General features: G+C 53.8%; 18 protein-coding genes and 1 tRNA gene. 11 read left to right on the forward strand and 8 right to left on the reverse strand.

Features of this window, described 5'->3' with window-relative positions; translation table 11 throughout:
* The first annotated feature begins 2 nt into the window (after positions 1-2).
* The 6 genes from BMY09_RS04440 to BMY09_RS04465 all read left to right on the forward strand — a co-directional run bounded on the left by BMY09_RS04440 (position 3) and on the right by BMY09_RS04465 (position 4,534).
* Entirely contained in the window at positions 3-596 is a 594-nt protein-coding gene (locus BMY09_RS04440) for a hypothetical protein (RefSeq protein WP_139203134.1), read from the forward strand.
* Positions 597-2,747, forward strand: a complete 2,151-nt coding sequence (locus tag BMY09_RS04445; protein WP_091354556.1) for a hypothetical protein — start codon at positions 597-599, stop codon at positions 2,745-2,747.
* Complete coding sequence (locus BMY09_RS04450; RefSeq protein ID WP_091354558.1) at positions 2,740-2,964, forward strand: hypothetical protein; 225 nt, start codon at positions 2,740-2,742, stop codon at positions 2,962-2,964. The genes BMY09_RS04445 and BMY09_RS04450 overlap by 8 nt, the downstream gene beginning before the upstream one ends.
* Before the next feature lie 154 nt (positions 2,965-3,118).
* Positions 3,119-3,328 carry a Com family DNA-binding transcriptional regulator gene (locus BMY09_RS04455; RefSeq protein WP_091355241.1) on the forward strand — a complete coding sequence of 70 codons (210 nt, stop codon included), beginning with the start codon at positions 3,119-3,121 and terminating at the stop codon, positions 3,326-3,328.
* Positions 3,255-4,055, forward strand: a complete 801-nt coding sequence (locus BMY09_RS04460) for a DNA adenine methylase (protein ID WP_091354561.1) — start codon at positions 3,255-3,257, stop codon at positions 4,053-4,055. Before BMY09_RS04455 ends, BMY09_RS04460 begins: the two co-directional genes overlap by 74 nt.
* Positions 4,056-4,072: 17 nt before the next feature.
* Positions 4,073-4,534 carry a hypothetical protein gene (locus BMY09_RS04465; RefSeq protein ID WP_091354562.1) on the forward strand — a complete coding sequence of 154 codons (462 nt, stop codon included), beginning with the start codon at positions 4,073-4,075 and terminating at the stop codon, positions 4,532-4,534.
* 164 nt (positions 4,535-4,698) lie between these two features.
* Here BMY09_RS04465 and BMY09_RS04470 read toward each other — a convergent pair.
* The 4 genes from BMY09_RS04470 to BMY09_RS04485 all read right to left on the reverse strand — a co-directional run bounded on the left by BMY09_RS04470 (position 4,699) and on the right by BMY09_RS04485 (position 8,539).
* A tRNA-Phe gene (locus tag BMY09_RS04470) sits at positions 4,699-4,774 on the reverse strand.
* Between the two features lie 226 nt (positions 4,775-5,000).
* Positions 5,001-5,273 carry an oxidative damage protection protein gene (locus tag BMY09_RS04475; RefSeq protein ID WP_091354565.1) on the reverse strand — a complete coding sequence of 91 codons (273 nt, stop codon included), beginning with the start codon at positions 5,271-5,273 and terminating at the stop codon, positions 5,001-5,003.
* A 52-nt stretch (positions 5,274-5,325) separates the two neighbouring features.
* The gene (gene mutY, locus BMY09_RS04480; protein WP_091354567.1) at positions 5,326-6,396 is read right to left on the reverse strand and encodes an A/G-specific adenine glycosylase; all 1,071 of its coding nucleotides are present in this window, start codon (positions 6,394-6,396) and stop codon (positions 5,326-5,328) included.
* Between the two features lie 4 nt (positions 6,397-6,400).
* Positions 6,401-8,539: an AsmA family protein gene (locus tag BMY09_RS04485; RefSeq protein ID WP_091354570.1), complete on the reverse strand. Its 2,139-nt coding sequence runs from the start codon at positions 8,537-8,539 to the stop codon at positions 6,401-6,403.
* A gap of 245 nt (positions 8,540-8,784) precedes the next feature.
* Here BMY09_RS04485 and hisB point away from each other — a divergent pair, with 245 nt between their 5' ends.
* The 3 genes from hisB to hisF all read left to right on the forward strand — a co-directional run bounded on the left by hisB (position 8,785) and on the right by hisF (position 10,875).
* A complete protein-coding gene (hisB, locus tag BMY09_RS04490; RefSeq protein WP_091354572.1) occupies positions 8,785-9,378 on the forward strand; it encodes an imidazoleglycerol-phosphate dehydratase HisB in 594 nt (197 codons plus the stop codon).
* A complete protein-coding gene (hisH, locus tag BMY09_RS04495) occupies positions 9,379-10,026 on the forward strand; it encodes an imidazole glycerol phosphate synthase subunit HisH (protein ID WP_091354574.1) in 648 nt (215 codons plus the stop codon). It abuts the gene before it with no gap.
* 75 nt (positions 10,027-10,101) lie between these two features.
* Entirely contained in the window at positions 10,102-10,875 is a 774-nt protein-coding gene (hisF, locus tag BMY09_RS04500) for an imidazole glycerol phosphate synthase subunit HisF (RefSeq protein WP_091354576.1), read from the forward strand.
* Between the two features lie 110 nt (positions 10,876-10,985).
* Here the strand turns inward: hisF and BMY09_RS04505 are convergent, their stop codons facing one another.
* Together BMY09_RS04505 and BMY09_RS04510 are read right to left on the reverse strand one after the other, a co-directional pair.
* The gene (locus BMY09_RS04505) at positions 10,986-12,185 is read right to left on the reverse strand and encodes an amino acid aminotransferase (RefSeq protein ID WP_091354577.1); all 1,200 of its coding nucleotides are present in this window, start codon (positions 12,183-12,185) and stop codon (positions 10,986-10,988) included.
* Positions 12,186-12,214: 29 nt separating this feature from the next.
* Positions 12,215-15,742 carry an indolepyruvate ferredoxin oxidoreductase family protein gene (locus BMY09_RS04510; protein WP_091354580.1) on the reverse strand — a complete coding sequence of 1,176 codons (3,528 nt, stop codon included), beginning with the start codon at positions 15,740-15,742 and terminating at the stop codon, positions 12,215-12,217.
* A gap of 213 nt (positions 15,743-15,955) precedes the next feature.
* Here BMY09_RS04510 and BMY09_RS04515 point away from each other — a divergent pair, with 213 nt between their 5' ends.
* On the forward strand, positions 15,956-16,426 hold the full coding sequence (locus tag BMY09_RS04515) for an Lrp/AsnC family transcriptional regulator (protein WP_091354583.1): 471 nt from the start codon (positions 15,956-15,958) through the stop codon (positions 16,424-16,426).
* A gap of 101 nt (positions 16,427-16,527) precedes the next feature.
* Here the strand turns inward: BMY09_RS04515 and BMY09_RS04520 are convergent, their stop codons facing one another.
* On the reverse strand, positions 16,528-17,496 hold the full coding sequence (locus BMY09_RS04520; protein ID WP_091354586.1) for a DMT family transporter: 969 nt from the start codon (positions 17,494-17,496) through the stop codon (positions 16,528-16,530).
* A 135-nt stretch (positions 17,497-17,631) separates the two neighbouring features.
* Here BMY09_RS04520 and BMY09_RS04525 point away from each other — a divergent pair, with 135 nt between their 5' ends.
* Complete coding sequence (locus BMY09_RS04525; RefSeq protein WP_091354589.1) at positions 17,632-18,576, forward strand: LysR family transcriptional regulator; 945 nt, start codon at positions 17,632-17,634, stop codon at positions 18,574-18,576.
* Here BMY09_RS04525 and BMY09_RS04530 read toward each other — a convergent pair whose 3' ends face one another.
* On the reverse strand, positions 18,577-19,812 hold the full coding sequence (locus tag BMY09_RS04530) for a GGDEF domain-containing protein (RefSeq protein WP_091354592.1): 1,236 nt from the start codon (positions 19,810-19,812) through the stop codon (positions 18,577-18,579).
* Between the last annotated feature and the right edge of the window lie 96 nt (positions 19,813-19,908).

The raw sequence follows: 19,908 nt of genomic DNA on the forward strand, positions 1-19,908 counted from the left end.
AAGTGACAATCCGAATGACAACCGCACTCAGAAACGCCCGCGCTACCTGCATCATCACCGCACTGGACGCGGCAGCAACCCCGGCAGTATTTGAGCAATACAGCGGCGGGCAGCCAGACCCTGACGCCTCTATTACATCGATGACAGCCCATGCCATAAGCACCGTCTACACGGCGGGTGATTACGCTACAGCAGTCGGGCATTACTACCGTGCAGAAAACACCGGCACCAGCGCAGGTGCAGCGCCCGCTTGGATAACTGATGGCGGCACCGTCACCGATAACGATATCACCTGGCAGGATATGGGCGAGATTCCCGTTCTACTTGCCACGCTCACCCTAAGCCAGCCCAGCGGCACCGTGGCAGACGGAGTGCTGACGTTTAATGCCTGGGCCGAAGACAGCAGCGCCGATGCCAGTAATATTGCAAGCTGGGGGCGATTTAAAGACGGTGACGGCAACAACGTACTGGATGGTAGTGTCGGCGTGACAGGATCGGGCGCAGCCTTCATCATCAACACAACCAATATCGTATCGGGCGGCCCTGTCCGGATTAAAGCGGGAACCATACCGCAGTTGATCGAACCTGGTGCGTAAATGGCCTACACGCCCCCGGCAGGTAATGCAGTAAACTTCAACTTTACCGGTGCATATACACCCCCTGCCGGGAATGCTGTTGATTTTTCGTTTGTTGATTCGGCGGCGTTCGAGCTAGCAATATCGCCCACACTGTCGGTGCTATCGGCAGCGATCGAAGCGGAACACGCGCAACCAATAGACCTGCAGATCGCGTTGCAGTTGCAGCCACTGCAGCCATCCATAGAGCTGATACTTGATAACGTCCGTGATCTGACTATAGCGGCAACACTGCCGCAGATTCAGTCCGACCTGCATCTGGCGCGAGGCGCTGCGCTGACCCTAACGACTGAACTTCCAGGAATGATATGTGGTGTTGATCTGCAATGGGGTGAAAGCATACCCGTTGTCACCCTGACAGGCGGGTCATCAAACGATAATTCAGGCTATCGCTGGGGTGTCGCGGCAATAGCAGACATTGAATCAGACCTGCCGCACAACGACTCACCCAACAAACAATCCAGCAGCGCTGGGCGATGGCAGAACGGCACCGGGCGCAATACCGAACCGGAAATGCCTCACAGCATGCTCCCGCAGTTTGACACCGAGCGCAGCAGCGGCTGGGATAGCTTTATCAGCTTACTGAACAGCAGTACCGATCTTCCGAGCAATTACCCACTACCCACCGACCTGATCAAGTATCAGCTCTGGGCTGACTTTGTGTTGGTGCTGGATAAAGATCATTTAGACCCCTGGAACTGGCCGCCACCGGTAGATGTTGACAGCCTCTATCAGTTCCAGCGTGTCGATGACTTCGGTGACCGCCTGATATGGGACACGCGAGACTACACGCCACCCTGGCGATATGAGGTTAATTTCAGCTTTACTGAGGCTTATACGCCACCTGCGGCTGATGTAGTTAGCTTCAGCTGGGGCGCTGCATCACCGTATGAAAATCAGCCTATCCGGCCAATTGATCCTGGCAAAGTGATCGCCCACAACACGCCGCCGTCGGTAGATGAAAGCCGCGAGGCTGTCTGGGGTGATGGCAGCTGGACCCGGCCAACGCCAGATTACGCTTACAGCCCGGGCTGGACAGCCGAGCCAGAGGAGGAAGCCGCCCGCCCACCTCAGCCAGATATCAGAGGAGTTTATATCTTCATGCCTGTATTAACCCTGTATCGCACCCCTGACGGGGCTGAAATTGCAGCGACTAACGTTAACTGGAGCACCGATGCTGACTCGTGGGGCTGGCGTTTCAGCGCCACAATTAAGCATGAATCGGATATAGCCCTGCTCAAGCCTGATAGCAATGGCCCGCGTGAGATCGCCTGCGAGATTAATGGCCATCTATTCACCGCGATAGTTGAAAGTTATGGTCGAACTCGCCAGTTCGGGCAAACAGGTTTAACAATCAAAGGAAAAAGCCGTAGCGGGATACTCTCAGATCCTTATGCACCAAAGAGAAGTAAGGCTATCAGCGCGCCTTACACCGCTCAGCAGTTGGCAGAGCAAGAGCTGGCGAATACTGGCTGGACGCTCGACTGGCAAGCCACTGACTGGTTGATCCCGGGCGGTGCTTTCAGCTATCACGAGTTAGACCCGATCGCAGTGATAAAACGCCTGGCAAACACTGCTGGTGCCATCGTGCAAAGTCATGCAGCTGATAAACAGCTGATCGTTAAGCCCCGCTACCCCGTCAGCCCGCACAAGTGGAATGATCCAGGTACAGCGTTAGATGCCATTCTCCCTGCTTCGCTTATCCATCAGGCGGGCAGTCAATTCAAAACACTACCGACGTATAACCGGGCCATCGTTGCAGGAGGTAAAACTGGCGGTGTTATTGTCACGCTAACCCGTGATGGCACCGCAGGTGATGAGCTTGCACCGTTAGTAACAGACGATCTGGTCACACACCAAAGCGCAGGCTATGAACGCGCCCGCATCGAGATTGCCAAGGGCGGCACCTGGGAAGAGATGAGCTTCACGACCTGGCTAACCGATTACGGTCTGGCTCCCGGGCTGCTGTTACCGGGTCATCTGGTAGAAATTCAGGATCTCAACGAAACATACCCCGTGCAGATATCCGGCACCACCATCAATGCTCAAAGCAACGACCAGGGGCTGACCGTTCGTCAGCAACTGTCAGCGGATAGGAGGATCAATGCCTAACGTATGGACACAATTTGAGAGCCTGCTGGAGAAAGACTCAACCCAGATAGCCACCATAATCAGCACTGACGGCACAGAATCAACCGTTGAACTTCTTAGTGGCGACAGACTAAAGGTAATAGGCACCGGCACCCCCGGTGGGAATGTATACATCAAAGGAGGAGAGATAAAACAATCAGCCCCAACGCTGCCACAACACAACATGATTCTGTATTAAGAACTATTAGCAAAGTAAGAAACAGAAGGAAGCGACCCAATAACGCGGCAACGTTATTGAGCCGTCAGAACACGTAAACCAGGTACGTGAACCAACCCAGGGCTTCCCTGCCTCGCGAGGCAAAGCAAGCCTATCAGATTTTAGGTAGGTTCACATGCAAGACATACGTTGTCAGCGCTGTAATAAGCTGCTGGCTAAAGCAATTTTTCAAGTTTTAGAAATAAAATGCTCCCGCTGCGGGGCAATAAACCAGAGGGCCGCGAGCTCCAGAGATATGAAAGGTACATATCATGGCAAAGCCCCTCATACCCTGGATCGGCGGGAAACGAAAACTAGCCGATCACATTCTGCCGCTGTTCCCTGAGCACTCATGTTACGTTGAGCCGTTCAGTGGAGCAGCAGCTCTGTTCTTCTTAAAAGAACCCAGCCAAACTGAAATATTGAATGACGTTAATGGCGACCTGGTGAATCTTTACCGGGTTGTTAAGCATCATCTCGAGGAGCTGTATAAGCAGTTTAAATGGATACTAACCAGTCGCCAGAACTGGCAATGGATGCAGCAGACACCACCGGAAACTCTGACCGACATACAGCGGGCAGCTCGTTTCCTATACCTGCAGAAACTGGCCTTCGGTGGCAAGGTTGAAGGCCAGAGCTTCGGGACCAGCACCACTGGCAGACCCCGCTTCAATATATTCACACTGGAGCAAGATCTCGCCGATGCTCACTACCGGTTGTCCAATACAACCATTGAACATCTCGACTGGAAGCGCATCATCAAGAAATACGATCGCCCCGGCACTCTGTTTTACTGTGATCCACCCTACTGGCAGACAGAAGGCTACGGAGTCCCGTTCGGCTTTGAAGAGTATGAAGAGATGGCCAGACTGGCCGAATCGATACAGGGCCACATGATCATCAGTATCAACGACCACCCCGACATTCGAAAGGTATTTGCAAACTTGCCGGTGGTCGAAGTAGATTACCAGTACACCGTTGGTGGTTCTGATAAAGCCTCAGACTGTATTGAACTGATATTCGGCAACTGGAAAGAAAAACCAAAGGCAAGAGGCCAGCAAGGTCTTTTTTGATAAAGGACGTCATGTAAATGGAAAAACAGACCCAAGGAAATAACCATGAGCAGCAAAAGATTCATCTGGAAAAGCTAAAACAGTTCAATGAGAATCAAGCGGATACACGAAAGCGAGTGGATCTCCTTGTTCGATATATATTAGCCGTTGATGGTTTAGCATTAACTATTTCAATGGGGCTTTTTGCCAAAAAAGATGCGCCAGATCTGAGTGAATCCGCTGTTGCTATGCTTCAGTGGTCATGGTCATTGCTCTTTATAAGCATTGTATTCATGATTTTAGTGGTTTTATTCATGATATTAGGGGGCTATATACTTGGTGAGGGATGGAGAAAAGAACTAGATGGTGAGTCGACCGAAACAGTAATTCCTGTGTGGATTGACGTTTTCGCATGGGCTTTGGGAACAGCAGGGCTTTTATCGTTTGCTATAGGTGTTTTTTACCTAGGGTGGGTAGCTATAAGTAGCATCGCTACTTAAGCATGTTCTATCTTATTTTTTATGGTGAAGATAGGCCAAAAAGAACGCAAATCGTTGCCAAAAAGTTCGCGCGGTTACATAATCGAACCAGGTTCGAGGACGCCCTAACATTCTTCCAGACACAAAAAAGCCCCACTACAAAGTGAGGCTGATTCAGTCCTGAGTGGTGCCCGGAGGCGGAATCGAACCACCGACACGAGGATTTTCAATCCTCTGCTCTACCGACTGAGCTATCCGGGCAAACAGGAGGTGCGTATTAAACTGATTTCAGGCTGCGCTGTCAATACAGCTGCCCGCTTTTTTTAATATTCTTCCAGCTTCAGCCTTTTGGTCATCTCATCAGAATGGAAAAATCTGCTGCTGAGAGTGTGGGAGACGTGCTGGCATGCCCTCTGGGTACCTCGCGGCGATGATTATTATTCGTTGCCCTATCGCGGCGGGACGCCGCTCCTACAAGTTAAATCTCTTATTTTGGCGGGGGTACGTAGCCTTCGGCTTTTTCGTAGTCTTCGCCATCCATAAATTTCTGCATCTCCTGCTGCAGGAATTCGCGGGTAGAGGGGTCCATCAGGCTCAGGTGTTTTTCGTTGATCAGCATGGTTTGGTGGGCGGTCCACTCGGTCCAGGCTTTTTTCGAAATGGTATCAAAGATCTCCTGGCCTTTAGCGCCCGGATAGGGGGGCTTATCCAGACCTTCGAGTTCCTCTTTGTACTTGCGGCACATGACGGTGCGGGTCATCTTATTCTCCAACGTTATTCTGCTCGGTTACGCTCAGACCGGTTTTTGGCGACTACTTCAGTTTGCCCAGCAGCTTTTTCACCGGGGCGGCCAGACCGATCTTCTGTGGCTGGCGTAAGTTATACCAGAGAGTGGCGGGCTGTTCCATGACACGGTTTGTAAGGGCTTTGCGGGGTTCGCTCTCCAGACTGGCTTCACGCAGGGCGATTTTTACCGGGGTGATGTCCAGATGGAAATGGCTGAAGGTGTGTCGCAGCGGTTCCAGCGGTGTGGCGCTGTCAGCATCGACTGGCAGGCCGGTTTCCTGTTCGGCATCACGCAGGTCGGAGGTTTCCGGCAGGCTCCACAGACCGCCCCAGATACCGGTTGGGGGACGCTGACGCAGCAGTATCTGACCTTCGTTATCTTCAATCAATAGCATCAGGGTCTGTTTTACCGGGATAACTTTTTTCGGTTTGGACTCAGGCAGTTCGTTGGCACGGCCCTGCCGATAAGCTTCACACCCCTGTTGCAGCGGACAGAGCAGACACGCAGGTTTGCTGCGGGTGCAGAGGGTGGCGCCCATATCCATCATCGCCTGAGTGTAATCGGCGACCCGTTCGCTGGGAGTGTTTTGCTCGGCGTAGTGCCACAGTTGTTTGATGTTCTCGGTGGTGCCGGGCCAGCCATCGATGGCATAGTAACGGGCCAGCACCCGTTTCACATTGCCATCGAGAATCGCCGCCCGCTTGCCGGTGGAGATCGACAGAATTGCACCCGCTGTGGAACGGCCGATACCGGGCAGCTGCTCCAGCTCGGCAACGGTTTCGGGAAACTGGCCGCCGAAATCCTGACTGACGATTTTGGCGGTTTTATGCAGATTGCGGGCGCGGGCGTAATAGCCCAGCCCAGTCCACAGATGCAGCACCTCATCCTGATCAGCGGCTGCCAGATCATCGACAGTGGGGAATTGCTGGCGAAAGCGTTCAAAATAGGGGATCACCGTGGTTACCTGGGTCTGCTGCAACATAATTTCAGAGAGCCAGGTAAAGTAGGCGGTTTTCTGCGCCTGCCAGGGCAGGTCGTGACGGCCATGCTGGTCAAACCAGACCAGCACGGCGTTAGCGAATTGTTCAGGTGTCATCAAATTAGTTACCGAACAGTCCTTTCAACAGTTTCTTCGCATCTTCGGTTTTGCTGCCTTCGCCGCCACCGAGTTTATCCATCAGCTTGCCTTCCAGCTGTTTTTTCGCTTTCTGTTTCAGCAGCTCTTTCAGCACGCTGGCATCCGGGCGACAGAGTTTAGCCGGCTCAGTATCAAAACTGCCTTTACAGTTAACCGGCCACTCAACCCCTTCCAGGTTGTTGTTCACGGCACAGGTTTTCTTGAACAGATTTTCTTCGATGGTCAGACCGAGACGATAATCCAGGTTCTGCGCGGGCAGACTGACCTTGCCTTTACCGCGCAGGGTAATCGCATCCAGCTTGGTAATCAGGTCGTTGTTGCTGACCACACCGTTGGTGAATTTGAAGTTACTGCTGAGATCGGCAAACGGGGTGGAACGGTCCACCTGTTCAGCATTAACGCCCAGTGCGGCAACGTTGTTAAAGCCCTGACAGATGGTCTGGGCGATATCGATCCCTTTGACGGTGCCATCGGGCATGGTGACATTGGAATTACCGTTGAGGCTGTTAACAATGGCGTATACCGATTCGCCCTGTGCGGTTATATCGGTCTGGGTGTTGAACGTCCCGGTGAGGCGGTCGGTATCTGCCATATCTTTCAGCAGATCGCCGATCTGGATCCCTTTGATGTTTTTCTTAACGTGGAAACGGGTCGGTGATTTGCGTACATCGATCACCACTGAGTTGCGCAGGGTGCCGCTGTACATATCGGCGTTGATCTTGCTCATATTGACCAGACCGCCATGGGCGCTGGTGTCCAGCTCCAGATTGCTCAGGGTGAGGCCGTTGATCAGCAGCTTCTTCAGTCCCAGATCAACATCCAGATCCAGCCCTTTCAGGAGCTCAACCGGAACCACGGGTTCTTTTGAATAGCCAGCAGACTTGTCAGAGCCCGCCGCAGAGGCCTGTGCAGGTTGCTCTTTTGCCGGTGGCAGATAGCGGTCGGCATCGAGCTCATCGCCTTTCAGGTTGAATGCGATAGAGCCGGTGGCCAGGTTCATTGCAAGGTTGCCGTTGAAGCTGGTGTCATCCAGTTTCAGGCTCATCTTGTTTAGTCCCAGGGTGTTTGGTGCACCACCCAGTTCTGCATTAAAGCTGATCGCTTTGAGAACATCCGGATCGGTGGTTTCGATAGCCGGCTGACCCAACGATGACAGTAGCTCCTGCAGGCTGAATTGAGCGACTTTCAGGTTGCCTGTGATAACCGGTTTGCTGAAACTGGTGACGGTTACATCGCCACTGGCGATAAGGTTTGCAGCACTGAGGCTCAAATCTGACAGGGTGGCCGTTTCTTTATTCAGATCACTTGAAATGTCGGCATCGAGTTTGACGTTGACGGTTTTACCGTTAAATGGCGCGCCGGTCAGGCCCAGAGTGCTTTCCAGCCCTTTGATCTGGTATTGCTGATTTGCCAGGTCGAGGAAAAATTGCGCTTTGAGTGCGGCATCGACCGTCATCTGTTTCTGATCGGCCTGGTACTGTTCCGCCTGGAAGCTCAGCTCTGCCGGGAAGAATGCACCGGTGGTGACTTTACCGGAGGTCATAGTGAAGTTTTTCAGCAACACCTTGCTGCCAGCGGCCGCATCGACATAGCTGATATTACCGTTGGTGATGGCGATGCTTTCTATATCCAGGGCGATCGCGGCGCCACCTGAGGCTTCTGCAGCGTTGGGTGTTGGGGTTTCAACGGTTCCCGATGCTTGCTGACCGGCACCGGAGACGGCCCAGTTGGTGCTGCCATCTTTGTTCTTTTCAAGATTCAGCGTCAGACCATCCAGCAGGATGCTGCTCATTTTGACGTTACCGGACAGCAGTGCCGGCAGTTCAACGGATACCTGGGCCTGATTCAGCTCGGCCAGCTGCGGCTTGCCGGGGTAGCTGACCTTGATCTGGTTGATTTCGATACCCAGCCAGGGGAATACAGACCAGCCCAGATCGCCATCGATCTCCAGCTGTACGCCGCCCTTCTCAAGCGCCAGTTTTTTGATTTCTGGTTTATATTCATTCGGATCGAAGAACATCCCCAGCAGGACTCCGCCTGCAACGATGACGATCAGCAGCAGGGCAACCAGGCCACCAAAAACCTTTAAAAACGTTTTCATGATTTCTCCTTGAACCATCTCTCGGCAAAACAGATCTCTCGGTAAACAAGAGTTATAACAGCATAGTAGCAGAACGATTTTACAGACCCTAGATTAACCGCACATGAAATCAGTCAGTTGCATTCGGCTTTTAGTGAGCTTAATCCTGCCTGGTGCTACGCATTGACGCTCTATTGGTTGTATAATGGCGGCTTATTTTTTTGAATGTTTGTACCAACTGTTGTTAACCCATCGCGGAGAAGATCATGGCTGAACGGAAAGCCTCCGTCACCCGTAACACCCTGGAAACCCAGATCACTGCTTCTGTGAATCTGGATGGCAGCGGTAAGCTGAATGCTGATACCGGCGTGCCTTTTCTTGAACACATGCTGGATCAGATTGCCCGTCATGGCCTGATCGACATGGATATCGTGGCGAAAGGGGATAACCATATCGATGATCACCACACGGTGGAAGATATTGGTATTACCCTGGGCCAGGCGTTCGCACAGGCCGTGGGTGACAGAAAGGGTATTCTGCGTTTTGGTCATGCCTATTGTCCGCTGGATGAGGCGTTGTCCCGCGTGGTGATCGACTTTTCCGGCCGTCCAGGGCTGGATATGAATGTCGAGTTTACCCGCGCCAGTATCGGGCGTTTTGATACTCAGCTGTTCTGGGAGTTTTTCCAGGGCTTTGTTAATCACGCCGGGGTGACGCTGCATATCGATAACCTCAAAGGCTTTAATGCCCACCACCAGGCGGAGACGATCTTTAAAGCGTTTGGCCGGGCGCTGCGCGGTGCGCTGACCATTGATCAGCGCGCGGCTGATCAGATGCCTTCGACTAAGGGAACGCTGTAAATGAGCAGTGTGGCCGTTATCGATTATGGCATGGGGAATCTGCACTCGGTGGCTAAAGCGCTGGAGCATGTGATGCCCGGCGTCGAGGTGATGGTGACCGCTGATCCTGAAAAAGTACGTAGTGCTGACCGGGTATTGCTGCCGGGTGTTGGCGCAATTCGCGACTGTATGGCGGAGATTCGCCGTCTGGGTGTGGATAAAGAGGTGGCTGAGGCGATCGCCTCCGGCAAGCCGTTTCTGGGGATCTGCGTGGGGTATCAGGCATTGATGCAACGTTCTGAAGAGAATGGTGGTGTTGACTGTCTGGGCCATTTTGAGGGAACTGTGCGCTTCTTCGGCGATGATCTGAAAGAGACCGATGGTGAGCGCCTCAAGGTGCCGCATATGGGTTGGAACGAAGTCCATCAGCGCTTTGATCACCCCCTGTGGCAGGGCATTGACGATGGTAGTCGCTTCTACTTTGTCCATAGCTATTATGTTGATGCAGTAGAGAAACAGCGGGTGGCGGGTAACTGCCACTATGGGGTTGATTTCGATGTGGCGATCGCCCGGGATAATGTATTTGCGACACAGTTTCACCCGGAAAAAAGCCATACGGTGGGGCTGCAGTTGCTGAAAAACTTCCTCAACTGGAATGGTAAGCCCTGACCCGCAGAGCAACGCCGGAATCCCTGTCAGGGGTTCCGGTCTAATGTTTTATATGAGTTCTTATAGGTAAAAACCATGGCACTGGCAAAACGTATTATCCCCTGTCTGGATGTTGAAAACGGCCGCGTTGTGAAAGGGGTGCAGTTTGTCGATATCCGCGATGCTGGTGATCCAGTCGAGGTGGCCAAGCGTTACGACGAACAGGGTGCGGATGAGATCACCTTTCTCGATATCACCGCGACCCATGAAGGCCGCGATACCATGGTGCATACCGTGGAGCGGATGGCATCGCAGGTGTTTATACCGCTGACCGTGGGTGGGGGAATTCGCACCTGTGAGGATATCCGTACCATGCTCAATGCCGGTGCCGATAAAGTATCGATCAACAGTGCTGCGGTATTTAACCCTGACTTTGTGCGTGAAGCGGCGGAGCGGTTTGGTTCGCAGTGTATTGTCGTGGCGATTGACGCTAAGAAGGTGTCTCAGCCAGGCGAAACGGACCGCTGGGAGATCTTTACTCACGGTGGTCGCAAGCCAACCGGTATCGATGCGGTTGAGTGGGCGAAGAAGATGGTGAAGCTGGGGGCTGGCGAGATTCTGCTGACCTCTATGGATCAGGATGGCGTGAAAAACGGCTACGATCTTGGCGTCACCCGGGCGATCAGTGAAGCGGTTAATGTGCCGGTTATCGCTTCTGGCGGTGTTGGCAACCTGGATCATCTGGTAGCTGGCTGTATTGAAGGAAAGGCGGACGCGGTGCTGGCAGCATCGATTTTCCACTTCAATGAATACAGCATCCCTGAAGCCAAGCAGTATATGCGGGAGCGGGGTATTGAGGTGCGCCTCTGATATCAGCCCAGCCGCTAGCTGAAACAACAAAAAGCCCGGTAGCAGAATCTGTTACCGGGCTTTTTTGTTGATCAGTGGTTGGCAACAACTGTTGGCCTGACCGGTCGCTTCTAGCGGGCGCTTAACACCTCAGTCAGGGCCGAGACAAAGTAATCCATGCTGCCCTGATTCAGCCCGGCAATATTCATACGACTGGAGTTGATCATGTAGATGCTGTAGTCCTGACGTAGCTGTTCTACCTGTAGTGGAGTGATTCCGAGAAAGGAAAACATGCCAAACTGCTGTTGGATAAAGGCGAAGTCGCCATCGATACCGGACGCTGCAATCGCGGCAACCAACTGCTGACGCAGCCCCTGAATCCGCTCCCGCATCGCTGCCAGTTCGTACTCCCAGGATGCCGTCAGGCCTGCATCAGCCAGGATGGTTTCCACAATGGCAGCGCCATGGGCCGGCGGCATCGAGTAGTGGCTGCGGATTTTACTGAACAGCTGGCTGCCTGCGGTTTGCGCTTCAGCACGGTTGGCGGCGACAATAAACAGGGTGCCGGTTCGTTCACGGTAGAGACCGACGTTTTTCGAGCAGGAGGTCGCTACCAGCATCTCCGGAAAACGTTCCGCCAACATGCGCACACCGAAGGCATCCTGATCGAGACCATTACCCAGCCCCTGATATGCCATATCGACAAAAGGGATCAGCCCTTTACGCGCCATCAGATCGGCCACCGCGTGCCACTGTTCCCGGTTCAGGTCAGCCCCGCTGGGGTTATGGCAGCAGCCATGCAGGAGGACAAAGTCCCCGGCGCTGGCCTGTTCCAGCGCCTCTAGCATCGCTTCAAACTGAATGCCATGGGTGGCGTAGTCATAATAGGGATATTCGACGATCTCCAGGCCCGCTCCCGCCAGTAGTGGGGCGTGGTTAGCCCAGGTTGGCAGACTCACCCAGACGCGGCTCTTCTGGTTGCAACCGTGGAGAAATTCGGCCCCCATTCGCAGTGCTCCGCAGCCTCCCGGGGTTTGCGCTGAGACGACACGCTGATCTCTGAGCGCAGCATGGTCTGCGCCAAACACCAGTGCTCTCGCCAGTTGGTTGTATTCATCGGTACCGGCCGGAGTGGTGTAGCTTTTACTTTTCTCGGTCGTTAGTAAACGGTGTTCCGCTTCTTTAACCGCCCGCATGATTGGTGTATTTCCCTGCTCATCCTTATAAACGCCGATGCCGAGATCGAGCTTATGGGGGTGTGTATCGGCTCTGTAGTCCGCCAGCAGCGACAGAATCGGGTCCTGTGGCACGGGTTTTAGCTGTTCAAACATAGTGATCTCCTGACCTGTTCCCGACCGGGTTAAACCCGGTTCTGGTTGAGTTGTTGCTGCAGGGACTGAGACCGCGCCTGTGCTTCTCTGACCGCCTTTTCCTTGACCGGTCCGAAGCCGCGGACCTCTGCAGGCACGGCCGCCAGTTCAATGGCCGTCGCGAGGTTATCCCGGGTGAGCGAGCTGCTGAGATCGTTGATCAGGGTGATATAGTCGTCGCGTAACTGCCGTTCCAGCTTGCGTTCTGGGTTGTAACCGAACAGATCCAGAGGGGTACCCCGCAGACGACGCATCTTAGCCAGCATACGCAGACCTTTCAGAACCCAGGGGCCAAACTGCATCTTCTTCGGGCGTCCCTGGCTATCACGCTTACGCGCCAGTAGTGGCGGCGCCATATTAAATTTAATACGGTAATCGCCAGTAAACGTCTGGGCGACCTCTTGTAGGAAGTCTGTCCCGGTATAAAGACGTGCGACTTCGTATTCATCTTTGTACGCCATCAGGCGGAACAGCTGTGTGGCTACTTGTCCGGTGAGTTCGGTGCTGTTAACGGCCAGGGATTGTTCCGCTTCCGCAATCTGCTTCACCAGTGACCGGTAGCGCCCGGCATAAGCGCTATCCTGGTAGCGACTGAGAAACTCTGCATTGCGTTCAATTTTTTGCTGCAGTGTCCGCTCGGGTGCCGGTGTGTGTCCGCCGGCACTCTGGCTGACAAATGCCGGATCCACCGCCGCCAGGCGACCCCAGTTAAATGCGCTCTGGTTTTTTTCAATCGCTACGCCGTTCATCTCTATGGCTGTTTGCAGCGCCGTCAGTGAAACCGGCACCAGGCCCTGCTGCCAGGCGAAGCCCAGCATCATCACATTGGAGAAAACAGTATCGCCCAGCAGCGCTTCCGCGAGGCGGTTGGCATCCAGAGACGCGAGACGATCATCGCCCAGCGCTTCGTTGAGGATACGTGTCCGGCGGGTGGATTCCATATCCGCATCCCGGTAGAGCACGTTGTCCGCGGTGGCAATCTCGGCCAGATTGAGGACTGCACGGCTATGATCCTTACGCAAGACGGTGAGTGCTTTATCGGTCGTCGCCACCACCATATCGCAGGCGATCATCGCATCGGCCTGACCGGTTTCAATCCGCACCTGGTGGATGGCATCCGGTTCTGGAGCCAGACGGACATAACTCAGTACGGTGCCGCCTTTCTGCGCAAACCCCATAAAATCAAGTACTGTTGCACCTTTGGATTCCAGATGGGCGGCCATGGTGATAAGTGCTCCGATGGTGACGATACCGGTCCCCCCGACACCGCCAACCAGCAGGTTGTAGCAGCCTGTCAGCGGTGCCTGTTGCGGCAGTGGCAGACTGGCAATCTTTTGCTGGAAGGCTTCACCGGTGGTGACGCCAGCGCCTTTGCGCAGTGTGCCACCCTCAATGGTGACAAAGCTCGGGCAGAATCCCTCGACACAGGAGAAATCTTTGTTACAGGAGGACTGATCGATACGGCGTTTACGTCCCTGTTCCGTTTCACGGGGAACCACGGAAAGACAGTTAGACTGCGCTGAACAATCACCACAGCCCTCGCAGACATTGTGGTTGATAAAGATGCGCTTCTGCGGGTCAGGGAACTGGCCCCGTTTACGTCGGCGACGTTTTTCGGCGGCGCAGGTCTGATCGTAGATCAGTACCGTTACTCCCGCTATTTCCCGCAGTTCACGCTGTACAACATCCAGCTCCAGACGATCGTGGAAGGTTGCCACCGACGGGAAGATACTCTTGTCGCTGTATTTTTCCGGTTCATCGCTGACAATGGCAATACGTTGCACACCCTCGGCATGCACCTGCCTGGCAATGGCCGGTACGCTAATGACTCCATCAACCGGCTGACCGCCGGTCATGGCGACCGCATCATTAAACAGAATTTTGTAAGTAATATGGGTGTGGGCAGCGACCGACTGACGGATCGCCAGTGTGCCGGAATGGAAGTAAGTCCCCTCGCCCAGATTCTGGAAGATATGTGTGTTGTCCAGGTAGCGCGACTTCGACACCCAGTTTACCCCTTCACCGCCCATCTGCGTCAGTGATTCGGTCTGCCGTCCCATCCAGGTCGCCATCACATGACAGCCGATGCCGGCCTGAGCCTTGCTGCCTTGCGGCACTTTAGTGGAGGTGTTGTGCGGGCAGCCGGAGCAGAAGTAGGGTAAGCGGCGTACCCCCTGTGGATCACATACACTACTGCCACGGAGGCCGATCTCTGCCAGTTGTTCGCGGAAATTCTCACCCAGCAGCAGGGTGATTCGGTCAGCCACCACTTTAGCCAGCATGTTCGGACCAAGTTCGCCGACATAAGGCACCAGAGGTCTGCCCTGTTCGTCATGTTTGCCGATGATCCGGACTTTAATGGTCTCATCGGGGGCTGACAGGTGTTCCTTGATCTGGCTTTCGATAATGCCGCGCTTCTCTTCAATCACCAGAACCTCTTCCTTACCGCGGATGAAGTCCATAGCGCCATGCTTTTCCAGTGGCCAGACCAGGCCGACTTTATAGATATCAATACCCAGAGCGCGCAGCTTCGTTTCACTAAGCCCCAGCATCTCCAGTGCAGCCATCAGATCAAGGTGCGCTTTACCGGTGGTGACGATACCCATGCGGGCCTGCCTGAGGTTATACAGGCAGCGGTCCAGCGGGTTAGCACGGGCAAATGCCGCCACCGCTTCAAGCTTCTTCTCAATCCGGGTTTCCATCTGTGGGCCGGGCAGATCCGGCCAGCGATAGTGCAGACCATCTTCTGGCGCAGTGTAATCCTGTGGAATGGTAAATTGCGGCAACTCAGCAATGTCGACCGAGGCGGCACTCTCGACGGTTTCTGAAATTGCCTTGAATCCGACCCAGGTGCCGCTGAAGCGGGATAGCGCAATGCCCCAGAGGCCGAATTCGAAATACTCTGCAATGCTGGCCGGATTAATGATCGGCATAAAGAACGACATGAATGCTACATCAGACTGGTGCGGCATGCTGGAGGAAACGCAGCCGTGATCATCCCCTGCGACGACCAGCACACCACCACGAGGCGAGCTGCCAAAGGCGTTGCCATGCTTTAACGCATCTGCGGCGCGGTCAACCCCGGGGCCTTTGCCGTACCAGATGGCAAACACGCCATCGACATTCTTATCTGCAGCGGTTTCAACCTGCTGGGTTCCCAGCACCAGTGTGGCGCCCAGCTCTTCATTCACCGCCGGGATAAAGTCTATGTTCTGCGCCTGCAGCAGTTTTTTGGCCTGCCACAAGGCCTGGTCATAGCCGCCTAAGGGTGAACCACGGTAGCCACTGATAAAGCCTGCGGTATTGAGATTATTCTTGCGGTCCAGCTCCCGTTGCATCATTGGCAGACGAACCAGTGCCTGGGTTCCGGTCAGGAAAACGCGCCCGGTCTTGCGCAGATAGCGGTCATCGAGGGTATAACTGTCTAAATCCTGCGTCGCCGCATCATCGGCAAGGGCCGCCCCGATAGTGGTCGGATCAGTATTGCCCTGATCCGGACTCCGATCGTAATGGTTCATACCAGACACCTTAGTCATCGTTGTTATTGTTATGCGGTGAGGCGTATCTACTGATCTGAATAAATGGCCCCACCTGATGCAGCAAAGTGTATGGTTTTTTTTACGAAAGGTGCTTGCAAACTGATTGGTTATTCACGTGTAATAAGAAAGAATCTTTATATTTATTGTGCTTTATATGGATAATATTTCGTTTTTTGGTGGATAGGTGAGAGTATGGCTGAAACCCTCGATCGTTATGATCGTCATATTATGGCCACCCTGCAGGAAGATGGCCGTATCTCTAATCAGCAACTGGCGGACAAAGTTGGTCTCTCCTCTGCCGCCTGCTGGCGTCGGGTGAAGGCTCTGGATGAGAGAGGAGTACTGAAAAAGTATACGGCGCTGGTTGACCCTGAGGCCCTGGGCTATGACCTCTGCGTGTTGATAATGGTCACTCTGATCCGTCATCAGGAGGATCATGCTGTTGAGTTTCATAAGGCTGTACAGGGCTACCCGGAAGTCTTGCAGTGTTATGCCGTAACCGGAGATACCGATTATGTTCTGCGGGTAATCATTCAGAACATGGCTGCCTATGACCGTTTTTTGAATGAAAAAATCTTCAGCCTGCCGGGGGTAAGTCAGGTGAAATCCAATTTTGCCTTGCGCGAGATTAAAAATGAAACCGCGATTCCTATCGATCTGTAATCGCTGCCTGTACTGAGAATCTTCGCTGAGTATTTCCGGGCTTTCAGCTGATCCGGCACCGGGCGATCATCAGTCTCAGTCGCGGTACAGAGTCTTTGTCGTTAGCGATCTGTCACAACCGATAGCGTGTGCAGCGCCTTTATCCGGCGTTTTTCCAGTACCGGGCTGATCAGTTGCACGGTGATAGCCGCAATGATCACCAGAGCCATCCCCAGCAGACTTAACCGATCGGCATCAGCGGAAAAGATGACCCCGTTGAACAGCGTTAAGCTGACACAGAGCTCAGTCAGAATAAAGGTGACAACCGGGGCCATGGCGATGCAGGCACTCACCTGCACGGTTTGCCAGTAACGCATCGCCTGGGCAAATGATCCGTAAGCGACCAGTGTGTTCACGCAGCAGAACAACGTGACCCAGCGGTCCTGAGTATCCAGCTCCAGCAAAGACGCCGGATGGCTAAAGGGCAGCATGACCACCAGTGCATAGAGGTAGATGCTAAGCAGAATATTGGAGGGCGACAGCACCCTGAACAACGACTTTTGCAGCAGCGCATAAGCGGTCCAGCCCAGTGCTGACACCTGAATAATCAGAAAGCCGATACCGGTCAGCCCGGTGCTGCTCTCAATCGCCGGATGAAAAAACAGCAGCATCCCCGTTGCCATCAGGGCAAAACAGGCCCAGTGCTGCCAGAACACCCGCTCCTTCAGAAACCACCAGCCTCCCAGGGTGAGAAACAGCGGCGCTAACTGAAAGCTGAGTTGTGCCGCACCGGGGTGAAGATAGCTCAGTCCCCACACCATAAAGGTGTAGTTTACGATCAGCATCGTCCCGGCCACCATGAGCCGGATAAAGTTGGTTGCCGACAGGTTGCGGAACTCTGACAATTTGCTCCGTTTGGCCTGCCAGATGACCATCACCACACCGGCAAAGGTAAATCGCAGCCAGGTAAAGGTGACCGGATCGATAAATCCGGTCGAAAGTTTCAGGGCAATGGGGAGCATCCCCCAGAACATCAGGGTGACGCAGCAGAAAAACAGGCCATATAAAAATCGGCGACGATCCAGTGTCATTGCAGCTCTCGACAATAAAAAAACAGAGTCTGAAGCATGGCGTTTATTCTGTCCTGTTTCCAATGCATAATAGTTCATAGCTTTATGCATAAATCGGGTAATACTTGATAGGGATGACAAGAGAGTGAGGATCAGATGAGCAGTATTAAGTTGTCGGGTCAGTTTCAGCAACTGGATATTAAGAGTCTGACTGGCCTGATCTATCTGCTAGAAGAGCGCAATGTCGGCCGCGCGGCAGACCGTCTGTTTATCAGTCAGTCGGCGATGAGCCGGGTATTGACCCGGCTGCGTGAAGGGTTTGATGATCCGCTGTTTGTGCGTACCGCCCGGGGCATGATTCCCACCTCTAAAGCGCTGGCGCTGGAACTGCCGGTGCGACAGATGCTGGAGCAGATGTCCAGCCTGATAGCAGAACCGCAGTTCGTGCCACACCTGAGTGAGCGTACCTTCCGTCTGCAAACCACCCATTATCAGGCCCAGGCGTATGGCCCCAGTATTGCTGAGCGTTTTTATCAGCAAGCGCCTAACGCCTCTCTGGACACCACCACTGTTTCCGAATCCAGTTTACTGGAAGCTCCGGGGCAGCAGTGTGATGTGATTTTGTGCAGTAATTTTATTCAGGTGCCGCATCATTTTAAGCGTCAGTTGCTGGGACGGGAAAAGTATGTGTTGATTATGGCGCAGGATCACCCGCTGGCGATGCAGGAACGGGTCAGCATTGCCGAGTATCTGTCATATTCCCATGTACTGGTTAGCCTGGGAGGGGGGACGAAGTTACTCGGGAATGATTCCCTGGGGAAGCTGGCACAGGAAAAAAAGTTTGCGCTGCGCACCCCCTATTTTATGGCTGCGCTGGAAGCGGTGGGGCGGACCCAGCTGCTGTTCAGCTCCAGCGGGTTGCTGGCCTCTCAGTATGCCGAGCGCTTTGGACTGACAATTAAGCCGCTACCCTTCGAATCGAATGACATCGATTACTATCTGGTGTGGCCCAAAGCGGTCGATCAGGACCCGGGTAGTCTCTGGCTGCGGAATCTGTGCAGCCAGGTGGTCAGGGAACTGATTCCTTTTCCCGTGGATTAATTAGTCGATGTTAACGACCGACTGCTGGTGGAGTATCTCAGTGCTCTGAGCAGTCTCTGTACTACTGTTTTCTGGCCACAACAGTTGCGTGTCATTGATACCCATACTCCTTGCCCGGCCACCGGTTTTGGCGGTGTACATGCGATGGTCCGCCAGCTCAATCAGCGCTTTCCAGTCTTTCGCTGCATCGGCCTGAATTTCGGCCACGCCGATGCTGGCAGTGACCGGTGTGTTGTCCGGGCGCAGTCCCAGTCCTGCTACCATAATTCTGTTAATGACATCGTTGGCTTCGTCCGGTGTGGCGGTCGGCAGAATAACGATAAACTCCTCACCCCCCCAGCGGATGACGCTGTCTCCTTTACGCACCGTTGCGCAGAGTTGCTGTGCGGCTGTTTTCAGCACCACATCACCCGCATCATGGCCGTAGACGTCGTTCACTGTTTTGAAGTGATCCAGATCGAGATAGAGAATCGACAGATGGCTTTCACTCATGGTTGTCAGACGAAACTGCAGATCAAGCATCTCTATTCCGGCTCTGCGGGTCAGCAGTCCGGTAAGCACATCATAACTGGCACGGTTAACCTGGGAGAGCATGTAGCGCAGCTGGTTAAGGGAGGCAAACATCGCAACCCCCAGAATCAGTGAGAACAACCAGATTGTGGAAACGGCCTGCGGAATATCAGCTTTGGCCTGTGGAATCACCGCTATTACCACGACGGTCAGCATCGGGGTGGCATAAGCCAGCAGCTCTCGCAGGGTTAATGGGAACAGGGTCAGACCGGCAATCATCACAAAGGGCAGCAGCGCATAGAGCTCGGCAACGACCTGTTCTGTGCCACTCAGTTCATAGGATTGCAGCCAGTGATCGGAGACCAGATAGAACAGCGGTGTTACCGATAGCATGCCGGCTAGCAGTAACCGCGCGCGAAGCAGGCTTGCCTCTTTGCGCGCCTGCCAGGCGAGCAGGATAAACGCTGCGCTGGAGAGCAAGCGAATCAGCAGCAGTTCGCCCCATAGCTTTCCTGGCAGGAACAGCAGGTCGATCAGCGACCAGGTTGGCACCAGCACTGCGAAAATCGCGCAGAAGAAAAATACCCGGCTCTGTATGATAGTGGCCCGGTGTCGGGATATTGGCATGCTGTGATGCTTATGAGTGAACAGCTCGTAGAGTTGGTCTAGTGTATAGATACCCAACGATTCACTGAGAGAGATATACATAGCGGTTAAGTATTTCATCCTTCTACTTCCGAGGTTGATCAGAGATCAGACTGCACAATATAGGCTTGTCACGCAGGAAACTACGTCTGTTTTCAGGTAAGTGTCACTAAAGTG

The sequence above is a fragment of the Amphritea atlantica genome, from assembly GCF_900111095.1.
Taxonomy (GTDB): Bacteria; Pseudomonadota; Gammaproteobacteria; order Pseudomonadales; family Balneatricaceae; genus Amphritea; species Amphritea atlantica.